Origin of the sequence: Rhizobium sp. BK251 (genome assembly GCF_004345245.1) — a bacterium.
Lineage (GTDB): Bacteria > Pseudomonadota > Alphaproteobacteria > Rhizobiales > Rhizobiaceae > Rhizobium.
Genome location: NZ_SLUQ01000001.1, coordinates 89,383 through 109,549, shown reverse-complemented (window position 1 = coordinate 109,549; position 20,167 = coordinate 89,383). Strand labels below are relative to the sequence as shown.

The 20,167-nt window shown below is 62.7% G+C and carries 14 protein-coding genes and 1 tRNA gene; 5 read left to right on the top strand and 10 right to left on the bottom strand.

What is annotated here, in order from left to right:
- Positions 1 to 116: 116 nt before the first annotated feature.
- The gene (gene murA, locus EV286_RS00525; RefSeq protein WP_132955045.1) at positions 117 to 1,409 is read right to left on the bottom strand and encodes a UDP-N-acetylglucosamine 1-carboxyvinyltransferase; all 1,293 of its coding nucleotides are present in this window, start codon (positions 1,407 to 1,409) and stop codon (positions 117 to 119) included.
- A 107-nt stretch (positions 1,410 to 1,516) separates the two neighbouring features.
- Positions 1,517 to 1,696 carry a hypothetical protein gene (locus tag EV286_RS00520; RefSeq protein WP_132955691.1) on the bottom strand — a complete coding sequence of 60 codons (180 nt, stop codon included), beginning with the start codon at positions 1,694 to 1,696 and terminating at the stop codon, positions 1,517 to 1,519.
- Positions 1,697 to 1,913: 217 nt separating this feature from the next.
- Here EV286_RS00520 and EV286_RS00515 point away from each other — a divergent pair.
- Positions 1,914 to 1,988 (top strand) — tRNA-Thr (locus EV286_RS00515).
- Between the two features lie 164 nt (positions 1,989 to 2,152).
- Positions 2,153 to 2,440: a hypothetical protein gene (locus tag EV286_RS00510; protein WP_132955044.1), complete on the top strand. Its 288-nt coding sequence runs from the start codon at positions 2,153 to 2,155 to the stop codon at positions 2,438 to 2,440.
- A 57-nt stretch (positions 2,441 to 2,497) separates the two neighbouring features.
- On the opposite strand, the gene EV286_RS00505 is transcribed toward EV286_RS00510, so the two are convergent.
- Positions 2,498 to 4,159 carry an alpha/beta-hydrolase family protein gene (locus tag EV286_RS00505; RefSeq protein WP_132955043.1) on the bottom strand — a complete coding sequence of 554 codons (1,662 nt, stop codon included), beginning with the start codon at positions 4,157 to 4,159 and terminating at the stop codon, positions 2,498 to 2,500.
- A 478-nt stretch (positions 4,160 to 4,637) separates the two neighbouring features.
- Between EV286_RS00505 and EV286_RS00500 the strand changes: the two genes are divergently transcribed.
- Positions 4,638 to 4,901, top strand: coding sequence for a hypothetical protein (locus EV286_RS00500; protein WP_132955042.1), 264 nt, complete (start codon positions 4,638 to 4,640; stop codon positions 4,899 to 4,901).
- Positions 4,902 to 5,097: 196 nt separating this feature from the next.
- Positions 5,098 to 7,158 carry an ATP-dependent helicase gene (locus tag EV286_RS00495; protein ID WP_132955041.1) on the top strand — a complete coding sequence of 687 codons (2,061 nt, stop codon included), beginning with the start codon at positions 5,098 to 5,100 and terminating at the stop codon, positions 7,156 to 7,158.
- Between the two features lie 16 nt (positions 7,159 to 7,174).
- On the opposite strand, the gene EV286_RS00490 is transcribed toward EV286_RS00495, so the two are convergent.
- From EV286_RS00490 to mscL, 5 genes are all read right to left on the bottom strand, one after another.
- On the bottom strand, positions 7,175 to 8,242 hold the full coding sequence (locus EV286_RS00490; protein ID WP_132955040.1) for an enoyl-CoA hydratase/isomerase family protein: 1,068 nt from the start codon (positions 8,240 to 8,242) through the stop codon (positions 7,175 to 7,177).
- Between the two features lie 106 nt (positions 8,243 to 8,348).
- Positions 8,349 to 10,310, bottom strand: a complete 1,962-nt coding sequence (locus EV286_RS00485; RefSeq protein WP_132955039.1) for an EAL domain-containing protein — start codon at positions 10,308 to 10,310, stop codon at positions 8,349 to 8,351.
- Positions 10,311 to 10,419: 109 nt separating this feature from the next.
- A complete protein-coding gene (galE, locus tag EV286_RS00480; RefSeq protein ID WP_132955038.1) occupies positions 10,420 to 11,454 on the bottom strand; it encodes a UDP-glucose 4-epimerase GalE in 1,035 nt (344 codons plus the stop codon).
- A gap of 179 nt (positions 11,455 to 11,633) precedes the next feature.
- The gene (locus EV286_RS00475; RefSeq protein WP_132955037.1) at positions 11,634 to 12,803 is read right to left on the bottom strand and encodes a pyridoxal phosphate-dependent aminotransferase; all 1,170 of its coding nucleotides are present in this window, start codon (positions 12,801 to 12,803) and stop codon (positions 11,634 to 11,636) included.
- 127 nt (positions 12,804 to 12,930) lie between these two features.
- Entirely contained in the window at positions 12,931 to 13,365 is a 435-nt protein-coding gene (gene mscL / locus EV286_RS00470; protein WP_132955036.1) for a large conductance mechanosensitive channel protein MscL, read from the bottom strand.
- A gap of 226 nt (positions 13,366 to 13,591) precedes the next feature.
- Between mscL and EV286_RS00465 the strand changes: the two genes are divergently transcribed.
- A complete protein-coding gene (locus tag EV286_RS00465; RefSeq protein ID WP_132955035.1) occupies positions 13,592 to 17,098 on the top strand; it encodes a PAS domain-containing hybrid sensor histidine kinase/response regulator in 3,507 nt (1,168 codons plus the stop codon).
- Positions 17,099 to 17,128: 30 nt separating this feature from the next.
- Here the strand turns inward: EV286_RS00465 and EV286_RS00460 are convergent, their stop codons facing one another.
- A complete protein-coding gene (locus EV286_RS00460; RefSeq protein WP_132955034.1) occupies positions 17,129 to 19,300 on the bottom strand; it encodes a mechanosensitive ion channel family protein in 2,172 nt (723 codons plus the stop codon).
- Positions 19,301 to 19,418: 118 nt separating this feature from the next.
- Complete coding sequence (locus EV286_RS00455; protein ID WP_132955033.1) at positions 19,419 to 20,024, bottom strand: TetR/AcrR family transcriptional regulator; 606 nt, start codon at positions 20,022 to 20,024, stop codon at positions 19,419 to 19,421.
- Positions 20,025 to 20,167 lie beyond the last annotated feature (143 nt).

Genomic DNA, 20,167 nt, shown 5'->3' with positions numbered 1-20,167 from the left:
ATAGCAACAGGAGATAGGACGCTGCGCGACAATACGCAACGGCGAAGTATCCGCGACGCGCCGTTACTGACGCGCAGGCGCGACAGGCAAGCGGCGCGGCGGGCGCGGAAAAGCCCCTATTCGCTGACGCGTTCGACGATCGCGCCGCAGCGGGTCAGCTTTTCCTCCAGGCGTTCGAAGCCGCGGTCGAGGTGATAGACGCGGGAAACCATCGTCTCGCCTTCGGCCGCCAGGCCCGCGATCACCAGCGAGACCGATGCCCGCAGGTCGGTCGCCATGACCGGGGCACCCTTCAGCCGGCCGACGCCCTCGATCTTTGCAGTCTGACCGGAAAGCGAGATCTTGGCGCCGAGACGGGCAAGCTCCTGCACATGCATGAAGCGGTTTTCGAAGATCGTCTCGGTGATGTGCGAGACGCCGGAAGAGCGCGTCATCAGCGCCATGAACTGCGCCTGCAGGTCCGTCGGGAAGCCCGGGAACGGATCGGTGACGATGTCGACCGGCTTGATGCCAGCGCCATTGCGCACCACGCGGATGCCGTTGTTCGTCGGCGTAATCTCGGCGCCGGCGCGGCGAAGCGTTTCGAGCGCGGTGTCGAGCAGGGAGGCATCGGTATTCTCGAGCCGGACGTCGCCGCCCGCCATGGCGACGGCCATGGCATAGGTTCCCGTCTCGATGCGATCGGGCAGCACGCGATGACGCGCGCCGGAAAGCGAGGTCACTCCCTCGATTGTGATCGTGCTCGTGCCGGCGCCGGAAATCTTCGCGCCCATGGCGTTCAGGCAGTTGGCGAGATCGACGATCTCCGGCTCGCGGGCGGCGTTGCCGAGCACGGTCGTGCCGCGGGCGAGCGTCGCCGCCATCATCAGCACGTGGGTCGCGCCGACGGATACCTTCGGGAAGGTGTAGCGGGCGCCGATCAGGCCGCCGGTCGGGGCCGTCGCATTGATGTAGCCGCCATCGATCTCCATGTTGGCGCCGAGCGCCTCGAGGCCGGAGATGAAGAGGTCGACCGGACGCGTGCCGATCGCACAGCCGCCCGGCAGCGAGACGCGTGCCTTGCCTTCGCGGGCAAGCAGCGGACCGATGACCCAGAAGCTCGCGCGCATCTTGGCGACGAGTTCGTAAGGTGCGGTCGTATCGACGATCGTGCGGCAGGTGAAATGGATGGTGCGCGAATAGCCGTCTTCCTGGCGTTCGCGACGGCCGTTGACGGCAACATCGACGCCGTGATTGCCGAGGATGCGCATCAGCAGCTCGACATCGGCCAGATGCGGAACATTCTCCAAAGTCAGCGTGTCGCTGGTCAGGAGCGAGGCGATCATCAGCGGGAGGGCAGCATTCTTCGCGCCGGAGATGGGAATGACACCACTGAGCTCATTCCCGCCGACGATCCTGATACGATCCATGTGCAGCTTACGGGCAAGGCCCGCCTTTCGTGAAAGTTCTTTACCTTAAAAGATGGAGGGTCCTTAGACGAATTCCCCGGACGCTTCAATTCGTCCGCGAAGCTTCATTACGATTCGTCCATTTTTGCGGCAGGCAGGCCATTTGCTTCATCTGCCTCCCCCGCACGCCGCGCGCGCGTCTGATGTTTGCGGCGCTGGAGATTTTCGCGCAACTTCTGTGCAGCGCGCTCGCGTCGCATGTCTGCCTGGGTGGGAGGGGGCGGCGCGGTGGTGCCCGTCGCGTCCATGTCGGAGGAAGCCGGCTCGCCGCTGCCCCTGCGGTCGTTCGTAACGTCGTCGTTCATGACCACATCAATAGCCGAAATCTCAGCTTCCCAAAAGTGGGCGCAGCTTTTCATCGTCTGTTCGGGAGAACTTCGAATTTGCAGCTTGCGCTCGGGTCCAAGCTGTGGCAATAGGCCCCCCGTTCACGCGATTTGAGCGAACCGCTCCGCGTCTGGTCCTGCTGCCGTAGCTCAGTGGTAGAGCACACCCTTGGTAAGGGTGAGGTCGGTGGTTCAATCCCACTCGGCAGCACCAGTTTTCCTCAACGAAAACAGGCCTAAAACTGGACTGGCAGCGACCGCAATCCTGAGTAAACCGACACGAGAATGCGGAACTGAACACGAATTGCACAGCAAATCCGTGCTGCTTGTTACCGTGACGCTCTCCTATTACGAACACTAAAAGAGGATTCTTCCCATATGGTTGAGCTTTCCCAGCCCCAGATCGCCGCACTGAAACTCGCTCGAGATGGGGATCTGTATCCACAACCATCAAGCAAGTGGACGCATCAGAACGCGACAGTGACCTACGCGAAATCTGATCGCTGGAAGGAGCGGCCTCAGAAAGTGAAATCGGTAACCGCCAAGACGCTGGTTGAGCTTGAGGAGCCAGGCTTCCTGGAAAGGCGGCATCTGAACGATGAGAAATCAAAAGACGTCTACGGCATCACGATGGCCGGGAAGATATGGCTTCTGAAGAACAAGTAGGCTTGCACTAGGGCCTGCAGCGAGCCCTTTTCGGAAGGGCCGCACCCACACCTCCCCTTATCCTCCGGCCTCCACGCTCCTCAGCTCAACCGCCAGCTTCGCCTTCAACGCATCCACCTCTGCCGGCGCAATCTGCGGATCGGTCACCGCGACCCACCCATCTATGTAGTGTTCGGGGGCATAGACATGGCCGTATCCCATCGGCGAGGTGGTGGCGGTCGCCATATCGAAGAGGAGCTGCAGCATCGTCAGCACGGGGATCCATCTGAGGCGCGGCGAGACGTCCGGGCCGCGCTCGCCCTTCATCCAGGCGGGCTCCCGATAGGCCGACCGCGGATCGAAGAAGGTCACGGCATCGCTGGCATATTGGAGATAGACGATCCGCACCGGTCCCCAGGTGGCTCCGGGCAAGTCGAGTTCGTTTTCCTGGTTGGTGAAGCGGATGATCGAGCCGTCCCTGAAGCGCGGCAGCCAGGCCGGGGATTGCGGGTCCCGGCCTGCGGTCACCGTCCGCCACATCGCACTTTCGAAGGGCGGGCCGCTCCACAGCGCGCCCTGGAAGGGATCGGCGATCACGTCCAGGAGGTCTGCTGTGATCTGCGAGTTCAGCGCCCCCAGGCTCAAGCCGTGTAGGTAGAGCTTCGGCCTGCTGTCGCGCGGCAGCGTCGTCCAGTAGCCATAGACCTCGCGGAACAGCGCCCGCGCCGAGTCGGCCCCGTATTCCGGCTCGACCAGCAGCGAGAGCCAGCTCGTGAGGTAGGAATATTGCATCGCGACGCTCCCGACATCGCCACGATGCAGATATTCGAGCGGGTCCATGGCCGCGGGATCGATCCAGCCCGTGCCCGTCGGGACGACAATGACGAGTAGCGAGCGCTCGAAGGCGCCCTGACGCTGCAGCTCGCGCAGGGCGAGCTTGGCGCGCTCCTCGATGGTCTCCGCATTGTTCAGGCCGACATAGACGCGGATCGGTTCGCGCGCCGCGCTCTTCCAGAAGTCGCCGATTTGCGCCGCATGCGGCCCTGTCGTGATGAAGTTACGGCCCTGGCGGCCGAGCCCGTCCCAGGCGACGAGCGACGACGGACTGCCGGTTTTTCCAGGATCGGCGGGCGTCGGCACGTCGTCCTCCAGCAACGCATCCACCCTGCGGAACGATGAGTCGGCCATATGCAGCGCGCTTCTCAAAAGCACGCCTTCGACGACCGACCAGAACAGCGCCACGGCGATCACCGTGCCGACGACCCTCGAGACCCGAGGAGGGATGAAGCGGGAGAGCCAGTCGGAAATCGCAAGGCAGGTCAGGCGGAAGAGCCGGCCGATCAGCACGGCCAGCAGGAACACGATCGCCGCGACGATGGCGAGCTTGTAGGGTTCGGCCGTATCCAGCGGTTCCATGTGCCAGAGTTCGCGGATCGAATTCTGCCAGCCGGCGGCCCGCCAGAGGAAGGCGATCGCCACGACGACGCCGAGGACCCAGACCGCCACCTTCATGACGCCTTGGCCGGTCTTCGTGACGGGCAGCTGGAGATAATTCCAGACCCAGACGAGGATCACGCCGATCAGGTAACCGACGGCGGCGCATACACCGGAGAGCGCGCCCTGGACGACAAAGGAACGCGGCATCAGGCTCGGAGTCAGCGAGGCAGCAAAGAAGGCGAAGCCAAAAAGCAATCCAATCGAGGAGAAGGAGGCAAAGAGACCGACCAGCCAGCGTTTCATGGGCTTCCTCTGCAGCGTCCGCTTCGCAAGGCCGCGGGAGCCACAGATTGATGCGACCTCCCCTTCGCCCGGCCACTAACTTACTATCAAGAGGCGCAAAATCAACAGGAAGCACGCCGCGGCGTCCGTTCTGGCGCTTGCCGTCCGTTGCCGACCCGAACAGCACGGGGCAGCATCACGAACAACATGGGTGGCCCGTCCAGCGGCCGCAGCAATTGCCAGGGAAAGGATGGCACCACTGGAAATTCGATGCACAGCGGCGATGCCAACCGGACACCTTTCCAAAGCCTGCCCGGATTGATTTCGGGTTGCATCCAAGGCGGACATCAATAGGTCTTCCATGGCCGGGGTGGCGGCGGCTCTTCCGGCCTTCGTCGTTGTTAGGTGACGAACTCTTTCTTGAAATTCGCGCAGCACGCGAGATTTGTAAGTGAGCGTGAGAGAATATATGATCGGAGCGCAACGAGGGGACTGTTGAATGAAATCGCGTCTTGCCATTGTCCTTGCCGCCGGCTTGCTGGCGGCCTGCCAGTCCCAGCCGCTGGAGCCGATTCCGGGCAGTCTCACCTATGGCGGGCAGCCGAGGACGCAGCTTACCAAATCGCCGGTCGGCTCGATCGTGCCGTACAACTTCGTCGACAGCTGGGGCAACTGGGTCGAGGAGACGTATATCATCCAGCCTGACAGGAGCCTCAAGCTGGTCAGACGCACCACCTTTGATAACTGGCCGCCTGGCAGATAGACCTATCTCTCGCGGACCTGCCCTTCCTGGGATCGAGCGAGCGCGACGCTGGTCGCGCTTACTTGCGGCTTGACAGGAATCAGCATTTGAGAACATTCAATGAACGATCCATTGCCTTCAGCGGTGCTGATTCTCTTGCGGCATCGTATGGGATGAGCCTGCGTCGCAGCTCGAAGGCGCAGGTGCGGACGACCGGATGTATCTCGAAAAGCTCAATCCCGAACAGCGCATGGCCGTGGAATACGGAACGCTCGATGGCGAAAGCCATATCGGCGGTCCCCTGCTCGTGATTGCCGGTGCCGGATCCGGCAAGACCAACACGCTGGCGCATCGAGTGGCGCATCTCGTCGTCAAAGGCGCCGATCCGCGCCGCATTCTCCTCATGACCTTCTCCCGTCGGGCGGCCACCGAGATGGCCCGTCGCGTGGAACGCATCTGCGCTCAGGTGCTCGGCGCCAATGCGGGCGTCATTTCCGATGCGCTAGCCTGGACCGGTACGTTTCATGGAATCGGCGCAAGGTTGCTGCGTGACTATGCGGAACAGATCGGCCTCGACCCCGCCTTCACCATCCACGACCGGGAAGACAGCGCCGACCTGATGAACCTCGTCCGGCACGAACTCGGCTTCTCGAAAACGGAAAACCGCTTTCCGACCAAGGGCACCTGCCTCGCGATCTATTCGCGCGCCGTCAACTCGGAGGCCGCGCTTGCGGAGGTTCTCGCCGACGCCTTTCCCTGGTGCGCCACCTGGGAGAAGCAGCTGCGCGAGCTCTTCTCCTCCTATGTCGAGGCGAAGCAGAACCAGAACGTGCTCGACTACGACGACCTGCTCCTCTACTGGGCGCAGATGGTCGGCGAACCACTCCTTGCCGAGGATATCGGCAGCCGCTTCGACCACGTCCTAGTCGACGAATACCAGGATACGAACCGCCTGCAGGCCTCGATCCTCATGGCCCTTAAACCGGACGGCCGCGGACTGACCGTGGTCGGCGACGACGCCCAGTCGATCTACTCGTTCCGCGCGGCGACGGTGCGCAACATCCTCGATTTCCCTCAGTCCTTCAGTCCGGCTGCGAACATCGTCACGCTCGACCGCAACTATCGCTCTACGCAGCCGATCCTCGCGGCCGCGAACGCGGTCATCGACCTTGCCCGCGAACGCTTCACCAAGAACCTTCGCACCGAGCGGGAATCTGCCGAGCGCCCACGGCTCGTCACGGTGCGCGACGAGGCCGACCAGGCCCGCTACATCGCAGACCAGGTACTGGAAAACCGCGAGGTGGGCACGCAGCTCAAGCGGCAGGCGGTCCTCTTCCGCGCGTCACATCACAGCGGCCCGCTGGAAATCGAACTGACGCGACGCAACATCCCCTTCGTGAAGTTCGGCGGGCTGAAGTTCCTCGACAGCGCCCATGTGAAGGACATGTTGGCTGCCCTGCGTTTTGCGCAGAACCCGCTCGACCGCGTCGCCGGCTTCCGCCTGATGCAGCTTTTGCCCGGCGTCGGGCCGTCGACTGCGCAGCGGGTCCTCGACCAGATGAGCGACCAGCCAAGCCCTCTTTCCGCCCTTGCGGACATTCCCGCACCGCCGCGCACCGGCGACGACTGGGCCAGCTTTGTTTCGACATTGAGCCAGCTTCATGCCGGCAATGCCGGCTGGCCCGCAGAAATCGGACTCGTGCGCAGCTGGTACGAGCCGCACCTCGAGCGCGCGCATGAGGATGCCGCCTCGCGTCTCGCCGACCTCATCCAGCTCGAGCAGATCGCATCGGGCTACCCTTCGCGGGAACGCTTCCTGACGGAGCTGACGCTCGACCCACCCGATGCCACCAGCGACCAGTCGGGCGTTCCGCACCTCGACGAAGATTACCTCATCCTTTCCACCATCCATTCCGCCAAGGGCCAGGAATGGACGAAGGTGTTCATGCTGAACGTCGTCGACGGCTGCATACCCTCCGACCTCGGCACCGGTACGACGGCGGAAATCGAGGAGGAGCGGCGGCTTCTCTATGTTGCCATGACGCGCGCCCGCGACAACCTAGACCTCGTCGTGCCGCAACGCTTCTTTGTCCATGGGCAGAATGCGCAGGGCGACCGGCATGTCTATGCCTCGCGGACACGCTTCATTCCCGCAACGCTGCTGCAGTTCTTCGAGGCCTGCTCCTGGCCGCCGGTGAGATCGGAGGCGGCCGTGACTGCCCAGGCCCGCCAGATGCGTGTCGATGTCGGCGCACGCATGCGCAACATGTGGCGCTAGCTCGCCGATCCCGAGCTCAAGGAAAAAGCGGAGGCTCGGGCTTCCTGAAGAAGCGTTCGATCATCGCGTCGCTGACATCCTCTATCCGCGCCGGCACCCATTTCGGGTTCCGATCCTTGTCGATGACTGCAGCCCGCACGCCTTCGAAGAAATCGGGATTGTGGAGGATCTGCATGCAGGCCCCCAACTCGCGCTCCAGGCATTCAGCAAGCGAGCGGCTTTCTCGGCCAGCTCTCAGCAGTCTCAATGTCAATTTCAGGCTTGTCGGCGACCGGCTTTCGATAGTCGCGCGGGTCCTCGCGGCAAAGTCCCCCTTCTCCCTTGCGAGGGCAGCCAGGATTTCCTCGACGCTGTCGAAGCGGAATGCGCGGTCGATCAGTTCGGCATGTGCGGCGAGCGCGCTTTCACCTGGCACGGCCGCGAATGCCGTGATGGCGGCGTTGACCTGCCTCGGCGAGGCCGTTGCGGGCAACTCGCCTATCGCCTTGAGAATCTCGGGAAAGGTGCTGGCGGAAACGCAATAGTCGGCGAGCCCTGCATGGAGCGCATCGGCCGCATTGATGTCGAGGCCCGTGAGGCCCATCCATGTTCCTGTTTCGCCACGCGCTCGCGGTAGAAGCCAGGTCGCACCTATGTCGGGGAAATAGCCGATACCGGTCTCCGGCATTGCGAGCCGCGTGCGCTCGGTCACGATGCGATGACTGCCATGGGCGGAAATGCCGACCCCGCCGCCCATGGTAATGCCGTCCATGAACACGACGTAGGGCTTCGGATAACCTGAGATGGCGTGGTCGAGGTGGAATTCCTCGCGCCAGAAGGTTTCAGCCTCTCCAGTGCCCGCCCGGCCGCTCTCGTGCAGGACGCGGATGTCACCGCCGGCGCAGAGCCCGCGATCCCCCTCGCCCAGGACGACGACGCTCGCGATGCCTGGGTCGGCCGCGAAGCGCTCGAGAGCGCCCGCCATCTCCCGCACCATCGCGGTTGTCAGGCTGTTCAGTGCCCTCGGTCGATTTAGCCGGATGACGCCTGCAGCCCCGCGCCGCTCGACGATCACCTCGCTCATGCCCGTTGCGTCATCCTGCATATTCCACCCGCTATGCCTTCTGCCGAACAATGCATAGACCGGCATGTTTCACCGATCCAGTGAACTATCGGCCAATTGACGACGGGCGCAAGGCGGTGGCGCGCAATCAGGCTCGGAGGGAGCGTCGGCCGATGGCCGTGCGATCCCGCCCAGCCGCGAAGGCGATCGCCTCGCCAAGCGGAAGCGGCCTGGAGAAATGGTAGCCCTGCGCCAGCTGGACGCCCATGCGGCGTAGCGCCTCGGCAATCTCCGCACTTTCGACGCCCTCGGCCACGGCCGCGATGCCGAGATTCTGGCAGAGGCTTGCAACCGAGCGCGTGATACTTACGCAGCGCGGCTCACGATCGAATTTCATGACGAAACCCTTGTCGATCTTCAGCTTGTCGAATTCCAGCCTGTGGATATGGCTGAGGCTTGAATAGCCGGTGCCGAAGTCGTCGAGGGCGATCGAGATGCCGGCCGCCCGCAGCACGCCGATGACGTCATAGGCCGTGTCGAAATCCGAAAGCAGTGCGGTCTCGGTGATCTCGAACTCGATCCTGTGGGGGTCGACGCCGGCCCGGCTCACCATGGCGATCAGCGCCATCGAGGTCTCGTGGTCACAGACGTCACGCGCGGAGAGATTGAACGAGAGCCTCAGTTGCGCCGGCATGACGGCAAGAGCCTCAAGCGCCTGCGCGAAGAGGATGCGCGTCATCTTGCCGATCATCGCCGTGCGTTCGGCGGCAGGGATGAAGGCATCGGGGCTGATGCGGCCGAGACGGGCGCTGTCCCAGCGGGCAAGCGCCTCGAAGGCAACGACACGGCCGCTCGAAAGGTCGACGACCGGCTGGTATTCGAGGGAAAGCTCCTTGCCGAAGTCGTTCGCCTGCAGCTCGAGTTCGATCACGTGCCGCTGCGAGAGGATCTTTTCGTGATCCGGTGAGAAGAACTCGACGCTTCCGTTTCGCTTGCTCTTGACCTGGTAGAGGGCGAAGTCCGCCTTCTCGTAGAGCTCTTCGGCGGTGTGCCGGCGCTTCTCCGGATAGACGATCCCGCAGGAGCCGGAAACGCGTACCGAGCCGCCCGGGATGTCATAGGGTTCGCGCACGGCGCTGCAAAGGGCAATGCCGAGATCCGCCACCTGCCGACGCTCCAGTCCGCGCGGAAGGATGAGACCGAATTCGTCGCCGCCAAGGCGGGCGACCAGACCGTCCTCACCAACAAGATGCAGGAAGCGGGCAGCGGTTTCCTTCAGCACATGGTCGCCGGCGGAATGGCCGAAAAGGTCGTTGACCGGCTTGAAGCCATCAAGGTCGATCAGGCCCACGATGGGCGGTTCCTCCGGCCTTTCCGCCAACATGGCCTGCAATTCGACGAAGAAGCTGCGCCGGTTGGCAAGGCCCGTCAGCTGGTCATGAAGTGCGTTCGTGCTGTTGACGACATTGAGCTCTTCAGCTTCGGCCTGCTTCTTCTTGAGCTCCTCGGCGAGATGCACGAGACCGGAGAAATTCTGGAAGTAGCTGTTGATCACGCGCACGAAGGGAACAGAAAGGAAGATGACGCTCGTCGCGGTCGCCACGAAGACGGCGTTGCCGGAAAACATGAAAGTCGCGACCATGGTCGAGAAGCAGACCGCGGTTGTCGCAATCGCTGCCATCGGCAGATGCATCAGGCAGAAAATGCAGGATGTGCCGGTGACGACGAGGAAATAGGCGATCTGGCCCTGCTGGTAGGCATCGCCATAGCGGTAAAGCGCGACCGCCCAGGCGCCGAAGGCGAACGACAACACGACGGCAAGCACGGTGGTACGCCGCATGATCACGTAGACCGTCGCGGGATCGGTTACCCGCTTGCCCTGCAGTTCCCACCAGCACAGGCGGAAGAGACAGATGATGCTCAGGGAGACGGGAATATAGAGGGCCAGCCACTGCGGCGCGGTGCCGATATGCGTGATCGCAACGGCAAGCGCGTTGATGACAAGGAGGACATAAAGGACGGGAATCTGCGAGGACAGCGCACGGTACTGCGCCATCAAGAATGTCGGATTGTCCCTTTGAAGATGCAGACCCGCCAGAAAGCTTTTCATGGTTCCCTTTTCCCCGCGCTTATGGAAGCCATAGAAAGCTTGATTTTTCCTTATGTGCCGGCATTTGCGGCCGCAAACGACCGCCCGAGAGCGTCATGGCCGGGGAACATCATAGGGCAGCCTGCGCGAGCGCCCTGCCGACCACGTGCAGGTCCGCTGCGCCCCTGCTCGCCAGATGGGCTTCCCAGTCGAGCGATGTCCGCACGATGGTCTCCAGATCGTCATATCGCGGCGTCCATTCCAGGACGTGGCGCGCAAGCGAGGCGTCTGCAACGATGCTGACAGCGTCGCCCGGGCGCCTTGCGGCCATGCTGATCCTGAAGGACCTGCCGTGGAGGCGCGTCACCATGTTGAGGACGTCGAGAACCGAGTAACCGGCGCCATAGCCGCAATTCGCCACGAGCGAACTGCCGCCCCTGCGCAGGTAGCGCAGCGCCTTCAGATGCGCGTCGACGAGATCGCTGACGTGGATGTAGTCACGCACGCCCGTTCCGTCATGGGTCGGATAGTCGATGCCGTAGACGGTGACGGCATCGCGCTTGCCCAGCGCCGCCTCGCAGGCGACTTTGATCAGATGCGTCGCCCCCTGCGTCGACTGGCCGGCGCGACCGCGCGGATCGGCCCCTGCGACATTGAAATAACGCAGTGCGGCGTAGCGGAAGTCATGGGCCGCGGCCGCGTCGCGCAGCATCAGCTCGGACATCAGCTTCGACTGGCCGTAGGGGTTTTCCGGATTGAGCGGGGCGCTTTCCTTTACCGGCTTCGTGCTCTTCTGAGGGCCATAGACGGCCGCAGTCGAGGAGAAGACGAAGAAGCGAATGCCGGCGCGGATCGCCGTATTCATCAGGATCTGCGTCTTGCCGGTATTGTTCTCGTAGTAAGCCAGCGGATCAGCGATGGAAGCCGGCACCACCGTCGAACCGGCAAAGTGGATGACGGATTCGATCTCGTTCTCTGCGAAGATCTTCTGCAGCAGCGACTGGTTGCCGATGTCGCCGAGATAGAAACGTGCGTCGGGAGCGACAGCCCAGCGCGAACCGGTCGAAAGCCGGTCGATCACGACCACGTCCTCGCCGGCCTCCAGCAGCGCCCACACCATGTGGCTGCCGATATAGCCTGCGCCCCCCGTCACCAATACTGCCATCGTCCCAGTCCCCTACGCATTCCACAGGGACCATTGGCGCCGGGCTTGTTTCAGAATTTCTTATCGAAGGGCTTCCCGCGAGCATTTCCAACGGGAAGTTTGGATCTATGGTTAGGTGGGCATTTTTCGATCGGCTAAAGTTTTATCGGTCTGCCCATGCGAGGTGCCGAAGCCCAGTTTCAGCGGCTGAGAATGTAGTCGCACAGGCGTTCGGCGGCGGTGGTGACCTGGGTGGGATCGCGCAGGAAGCAGGCACGCAGGAAGAGTTCGCCGCCCTCACCGAATGCCGTTCCGGGTGCCAGGCCCACGCCCGTCTTGTCGACGATGTCGAGTGCCGCGCGGCGGCTGTCGGTCACGCCGTCGATCTTCAGGAAGGCGTAGAGCGCGCCGTCGGGCTTCAGCGTTTCGACGCGGTTCGTCTCGATCAACGCGTCGCAGAGGATATCACGCGAACGCAGAGCCTTCTCGACGTTCGATTGAATGAAGGCGTCGCCGTGGTCCAGCGCGGCGACCGCTCCCCTCTGGGTGAACTGAGGGACGCCGGAGGTCGAATACTGCACCAGGTTCTCCAGGATCTGACCGGTCTCCGGGGGCGCCACGATCCAGCCGACACGCCAGCCTGTCATCGACCAGTTCTTGGAAAAGGAATTGACGAAGATGACCTTGTCGCCGGGCTCCATCACGTCGAGGAAGGACGGCGCGCGATGGCCACCGGAGAAATAGTAGAGTGCGTAGATCTCGTCCGCCATGATCCACAGGTCATGCCGCCGTGCAAGCGCGAGAATGTCCGCAAGATCCTGCCGGGTTGCTGTCCAGCCCGTCGGGTTGGATGGCGTGTTGACGAAGAGCGCCCGCGTCCTCGACGTAATCGCCGCGGCAAGCCGCTCGGCATCAAGCGCCCACTTTCCGCCCTCGAAACGCAACGGGACCCCTACGCGCCGGCCGCCCGCAATTTCGAGAGCCGCGGAAATGTTTGGCCAGGCCGGCGTCAGATAGACCATCTCGTCACCGGGCGAGGTGATGGCCTGCAGCCCGAGTTGGATGGCCTGCATGCCCGAGCCCGTGACGTAAAAATGCTCCGGTGGCAGCGTCGTGCCGAAATGTCGGGCGTAGTAGTCGGCAAGCGCTTGCCGCAGTTCCGGAATGCCGCGCTGCCAGGTGTAGAAGGTTTCCCCCGCGCCAAGCGCCTCCATGGCTGCCCGGCTGATGAAATCCGGCGTCGGCGTGTCGCCCTCGCCCACCCACAGCGGCAGGAGCCCCTCGCGTCCTCGAGCATAATTTACGAGTTCGACGATGCCGCTTTCCGGCGCCGCAAGCGCTCGGGGGCTCAGACTCTTCAGAATCGACATTCATATCTCCGGGTTTTGGCTTTCATAGATGAATTCCAGCCGCAAATCCCATCATTTTAGCTTAGAGACAGATCGATTCCGGTGATGGATGAGGCTCGCCCGCGAGCGGCAAGCCTCATTGGAAGCGTCAGGCCGCCGGTCGTCCCGCCAGCAGATCGCGGATTTCCGTCAGCAGCAGCACATCTGCCGGCGGCGGAGCGGCCTCTGCCGCCTTCTCCTCCTTCTTCTCGATCTGCTTCCGCAGCGTATTTACCCCCTTGATCATCAGGAAAATGATCCAGGCGAGGATCAGGAAGTTGATGACGACCGTGAGGAAGTTGCCATAGGCGAAGACCGCGCCCTGGGCGCGCGCGGCTGCGAGCGATGTCGCGTTCACGTTGGCGCTCAGTGGCAGGAAGTAGTTCGAGAAGTCGAAGCCACCGAAGATCGCGCCGACGATGGGCATGATGATGTCGTCGACCAGCGATTTGACGATCCCTCCGAATGCGCCGCCGATGATGACACCGACCGCGAGGTCCATAACGTTGCCGCGGGCGATAAAGGCTTTAAATTCGTTGAGCATCCGATCCGTCTCCCTCTGATGCGTTGCGATGAACAGGCCCTTGATTTCATTAGCTACATCTTTGGAACGAAGATTCAATTCGCAATTGGAAAAAATTCAAATCGCAATCGGTCGGGCACTTCGTCTTTGACTATAGGCCAATACCCCGGCCGATGTTCAAAGCGGCGGATTTGACCTAAGCTCATGCCGTTGCGCAATCCATTGCCGCGGCACGTATGGAGGGTCAATGCTTCCCGGCTGGGTCATACTCACTTCGTCGCTTGGCTATCTGCTGCTGCTCTTTGCAGTTGCAAGCTATGGCGACCGCAAGAGCCGGAAGGCGGGTGCGCCGAATCGTGGCCGTCCGGTGGTCTATGCCCTTAGCCTGGCAATCTACTGCACCTCCTGGACCTATTTCGGCAGCGTGGGGCTCGCCTCGCAGAAGGGGCTCGAATTCATCGGCATATACATCGGCCCGATCCTGGTCTTCACGCTCGGCATGCCGGTGCTTCGCCGCATCATCGAGCTCGCCAAGGCCGAAAAGCTCACGTCCGTCGCCGATTTCATCGCGGCTCGCTACGGCAAGAATTCCGCAGTCGCCACCATCGTCGCCCTTATCTCCCTCGTTGGCGCCATCCCCTACATCGCGCTTCAACTGAAGGCGGTGTCGAGCACGGTCACTGCAATGGTGAACCCCTCCGACTACGGGATCGGCAGCGGCAATCTCTACTTCTTCGACCTGCCGCTGATCGTCACCCTCATCCTTGCCTGCTTCGCGGTGATGTTCGGCACGCGCCACACCGACGCGACGGAGCACCAAGACGGGCTCATCCTGGCGATCGCGATGGAATCGCTCGTCAAGCTCTTCGCGTTCGTGACCGCCGGCATCTGCGTCGTCTGGCTGCTGTTCGACGGGCCAGCGGACCTCTGGCGGCAGGCGGCCGAAAACGAACTCGTCACGTCGGCGCTCAGCTACCATACGCCGATCAGCCGGTGGATCACCCTGATCGTGCTTTCGGCCTTCGCGATCATCATGCTGCCGCGGCAATTCCATGTCACCGTCGTCGAAAACCGCACGCCCAACGAACTGCGCCTCGCCGGATTGCTGCTGCCGCTCTACCTGATCGCCATCAACATCTTCGTGCTGCCCTTCGCTGTAAGCGGCATCCTTACATTCGGCGGCACGGGCAATGCCGATCTCTACGTGCTTTCGCTGCCGCTCGTCGGACAGATGCCTGTCATCTCGCTCATCACCTTTATCGGCGGCTTCTCCGCAGCGACTGCCATGGTGATCGTCGCCTCGGTCGCACTTTCGATCATGGTGTCGAACGACATCATCATGCCGATATTCCTGCGCCAGAAGCTCATCGGTCGCGGCGGCCAGCGCGACGATTTCGCAAAGACGATCCTGCATATCCGCCGCAGCGCGATCTTCGCCGTGCTGTTGCTCGGCTATGCCTACTACCGCTCCACGGACAGCTCGACCGGGCTTGCCTCTATCGGCCTGCTTTCCTTCGCTGCGATCGCCCAGATGGCGCCGGCCTTGTTCGGTGGGCTCGTCTGGCGGCGAGCGAACGCCAGAGGCGCGATCATGGGGCTAACCTCCGGTTTCGTGGTGTGGGTCTACCTGCTCTTCCTGCCGAGCCTTGGTGGACCCGACTACTCGCATGTCGCGGCGGCGGTTCTCGGCTTCATCTTTCCCGGTGCCAGCGTCTTCAGCGGTCCGGAGGCGGACCCGCTCGTCAACGCAACGGCGCTCAGCCTGCTCGTCAACACAGCGGCCTTCATCGTCGGAACGCTGACGCGCAATGCCCGCCCGCTCGAACGCATCCAGGCCGGCATCTTCGTAAAGCGTCATTCGCGCTCGCAGTTCGCCACCCGCGGATGGAAGACCGGCGTCACGGTCGGCGACCTCAAGGCCACCATCTCGCGCTATCTCGGCGAGGAGCGCATGCAACGCTCGTTCGCGAGCTACGAACAGGGCGCCGGGCGAAAGCTTCTCGACGAGCAGCCGGCTGACATGGCGCTCATCCACTTTTCCGAACAGCTGCTCGGCAGCGCGATCGGCTCATCCTCGGCGCGCCTCGTCCTCTCACTTATCATGCAGAAGATGGAGGATGCCTCGGCCGACACGGCCTGGCTGCTCGATCAGGCAAGCGAAGCGCTGCAATACAATCAGGACATGCTGCAGACGGCACTCTCGCAGATGGACCAAGGCATCGCCGTCTTCGACTCCTCGAACCAGCTGACGATCTGGAACAGGCGTTTTCGCCAGCTTCTCGACCTGCCGGAGCATGTCGGGCGAGTGGGCTTTCCGCTCGCGGACATCGCAGCAATCCTGAACGACCGAGGCGACCTTCCCGCCCGCGAGGACGATCAGCTGGTCAGCCATCTCCTGACGCTCGACAAACCATTTTCGCTCGCCCTGCGCGGAGGCGAACGCATCATCGAAGTGCGTTCCAATGCCATGCCCGACAAGGGCATCGTCGCGACCTTCACCGACGTCACCCATCGCGTCGAGGCCGACCTGGCCCTGAAGCAGGCGAACGAGACGTTGGAGCAGCGTGTCGCAGAACGCACCGCCGAGCTGACGCGGGTCAACCACGCGCTTGCCGAAGCGCGCGCCGCCGCTGACGAAGCGAATATCGGCAAGACGCGCTTCTTCGCCGCGGCAGGCCACGACATTCTGCAGCCGCTGAACGCGGCACGGCTCTACTCGTCGGCGCTCGTCGAGAGGATCGGCCATTCGGAAAACAGCACCATGGTGCGCAACATCGATTCCGCGCTCGAATCGGTGGAAACCATTCTGGGAGCCGTGCTCGACATATCCCGGCTCGATACCGGCGCCATGAAGCCTCGCGTCAGCTCGATCGCGCTTTCCGGACTGCTGGAGCGCATCGAGACCGATTTCGCGCCGATCGCACGCGCAAAGGACCTCAAGCTCGTCGTCATGCCGACCTCGCTGCGGCTGCGTTCAGACCCCAACCTGCTGCGGCGGCTCGTGCAGAACCTCGTCTCCAACGCAATCAAGTACACCATTACCGGCAAGGTGCTCGTCGGCGCGCGGCGGCGTGGCAACCGTGTCGTCATCCAGGTCATGGATTCCGGGATCGGCATTCCGTCATCGAAATTCCGCACGGTCTTCAAGGAATTCGCCCGGCTCGACGAAGGCGCGAAGACGGCATCGGGCCTAGGCCTCGGCCTCTCGATCGTCGATCGTATCGCAAGGGTCCTGAACCACCCGGTAGAACTGCGCTCCACCCCCGGCAAGGGCAGCGACTTCCGCATTTCGGTGCCGATCGACCTCACGCAGCCCCTTCAGGCAGAACCGGCGACCGGCAGCGTAGGCGACAGGAGCGAAAAAGCCCTGGGAGGCCTCAGGGTATTGTGCATCGACAACGAGCCGAAGATCCTCGAGGGCATGAAGCTTCTCATCGCCGGCTGGGGATGCGAGGCCGAGACGCTTGATTCTCTCGCCTCGGCCGTCGCCTTCGAGGCGCGAGGGGCGTTTCCGGACCTCATCATCGCCGATTACCACCTCGGCGACGGCACCGGGATCGAAGCGATCCTGAGCCTTCGGGAGAGGTTCGGCGGCGATATTCCCGCGCTGCTGATTACGGCCGACAGGACGCCGGAGGTGCGCGCGGAGGCGGAAAGTCACGGCATCGCCCTGCAGCACAAGCCGGTACGCCCGGCGGCGCTACGTGCCTTCATCACGCAGATTTCGGGCCAGCGGCGTGCCGCCGCGGAGTGAAACACGGCGGCCTGCCGCATCAACGCGTCATCAGCCGGCTTCGCGCGGCAGGTCCTTGGGAACCGACATCAGCCTTGCAGCCGCCGCCATCGGATTTTCCCCCTCCCGGACGTGCACGGTCGGATAGGGGATCTCGATGCCGTTTTCCTCGAAGGCCCGCTTGATCGCGACGAGTGCCTTGCGCCTGAGCACGAACTGGCCACCCGGCTTCGTCTTCATCTTGACGCGCAGCTCGATGCCGTAATCGCCGAAATTCTCGACGCCCTGCATCTTCAGCGGTTCGATGATATCGGCCGCAAATTCGGGATCGGCCGCGAGGTCCTGGCCGATCTTTTTCACGAGCTTGCGCGCCTGGTCGATGTCGGTCTTGTAATCGACCTTGATGCTGAACTTGTCGATGACCCAGTCGCGGCTGAGGTTCTGCACGGCGCCCAATTCGCCGAAGGGGACAGTGAAGAGTGGCCCGCGATGGTGCCTGAGCTTGACGGAACGCAGGCTGAAGGCTTCGACAGTGCCCTTGTAGCTGCCGCTGACGATATATTCGCCGACGCGGAAGGCATCGTCGAGCAGGAAGAAGACGCCCGAGATAATGTCCTTCACCAAAGTCTGCGCGCCGAAGCCGATCGCAACGCCGACAACGCCGGCACCGGCGATCAGCGGCCCGATCTCGATCCCCAGCGACGACAGGACCATGAGGATCGCGATCACCAGGATCACCGCAAAGAGCATGTTCTGGAAAATCGGCAACAAGGTTCTCAGTCGCGCGTGGTGAGCCGAAACCTGACTGTGGCCTTCTTCGACATCACCCACGTGGGTCTCGGTACCCTCGGTAAGCTTGCGCGCGATCAGCGCCTTGATAAGGCACCATCCGAAATCGGCGGCAAGCAGGATCACCAGCGCCTTGACCCCGCCACGCAGCAGGCGGGCGGCCATGGTCTCGCTCGCGGCCATCATGGATGTGTCAACGCCGGAAAGATGTGCGACGAGGGCAACGACGCCGACGATCAAGGCAACCCTGATGCCGCGATCTATGACCGCCAGGAGTACCGGCGTTACCGGCTTCTCGGTGGAAGGCGGCTCCGGTGCCCGCAGCAGAAAGTAGACTGCCCGGTGGGAGATGATGATGATCGCCGGCAATAGGAAAGCTGCGACCGCGAAGCGGAAGACCAGCGGGGCGATCAACCAAAGCAGCCAGAGCACGACGAAATAGGCAGACAGCAACCAGACCTTCGGCCCGTTGAAATGCTCGGTGCCGTTTTGGGCCGGTGCCGGCCGAAGCCATATGGCAAGTTCGACGAGGACGAGCTGCACGAAACCCACAGGGAGGCTGAGCAGCCGACGGGCATCGACATCGAATCCGAAGGTCGGCAACAACGTGAAGGTTGCCCCCACGACGGCGAACCAGGCGACATTGATCGCGATCCAGCGGTACCAATGGGCTGCACTCTCGTCGCTCATCGGAAGGACACGGAACTCCTGGGCATGGGTAAGGGGCACGCTGGGCGGGATCAGCAGCGCCCGGCCCAGCATCAAACTGCCCCGCGTGATCACCGCGGCAATCAGATATGCAATGACGACTTCGCGCAGCAGCGGCGGCCATTCGAAACTGAGGAACAGGCCCGCGCTGCCGAGCGTGAAGAGGAGCAGCATGATCGCCGCATAGGCTACGCGACCGAGGAGCGCCCGTGCCCGGCCATGCGGCGAAGACCAGGACTGGGAATTCAGCCAATGCCTGAAGCTGCCGGTCATCCGGTAGGCGACCCAGTCGAGACCGAGACCGACCAGGATGAAACCCGCGATAAGGCCGAGGATCTCGAACGATCCCCGCTCCTCGAACTCGACAGCGATGATATCGGAGGCGCGCATGGCCTGGGTCGGCAAGGTGGGGGCGGCCGCTATCATCGACTGCAGATGGCGGCGGAGCGTGGACGCGAACAGCGAAACAGCCGACCCATCGGCCGAAGGGGCCGCATTCTCGGGCGCGGGCGGCGACGCAGTCTTGTATTGCGCCTGCAGCCAGTCCCTCACCTCGGGATCGGCAAGCAGCTTGACGAATTCGTCCACCTTGGCATTGGTCGCCGGTGCGGTCTGGGCCAGGACAGGCGCCGGCCAAACGGCAAGCAGGAGCATGACCGGGGCAAGGAGGCACAAACACCTCCGCAGCCGCGAAAAGAAACGAAGCATTGCGAAGCCTGCCGACATCTTTGCCCTCTTCCGGCAAGCGCGGCTGAGGGACACTTGCGACGCAACCCCCAGACAATACAACGCATTTGCCTGTTGCGCGCAGCCTACGTGCAGAGCGGCGCCTTCGCAAACAGAATCATCTGGCGGCGGAGCCTACTGCGGCTGCAACTTGAAGTCCGGTCCGTTGCGGCTGTTCCGGCATCACCACATCGATCAGCGCGTGATAATGCGCCGGCGCCGGCACGTCGTCGAAAAGAATGCGGTACATGATGGGCGCCACGACGTAGTCCATCAGGACATCGACGTCGGCAAAGGGCTCGCCCCGCGCTTCCGCCCTTTTTGCGATGATCGCCAGTTGCTGCTTCGTAAAGGAGCAGCATTTGCCGGCGTTGGTCGCATCGGGGGTCGCCAGCACATCGCGGACCAGAGCGCGGCCCGGCGCTGACGACATCTCATCGACGAATTGCTCGACCCACGCCCGCAGATCGGATCTGCCCGTGCCGGTATCGAGCGGCTCCCCATCCGGCTGAAGCCTTTCGACTGCAACGTCGCCCAACAGTTCCTGCAGATCGCCCCAACGGCGATAGATCGTCGAGGGCGTGACGCCTGCCCGCGTTGCGACCAATGGGATCGTCAGGTCGGACCGGTCCATCTCCTTCAGCAGTTCACGCACCGCCTTGTGCACGGATGACTGAACGCGTGCGCTGCGGCCACCGGGACGAATATTCTCCTTCGCAATCATGAGGCTAACCCAGTCCTTCCTTCCTGTCGCATCGCGCCAGCTTGCACGCAATTTTCTGGCTTAACGCAAAATATTTGCTTTTAGCGGCATTCGCGGCTAAAAGCCATTAACGCAATCTCTTAGCTTTAAGGTATTTCATATAT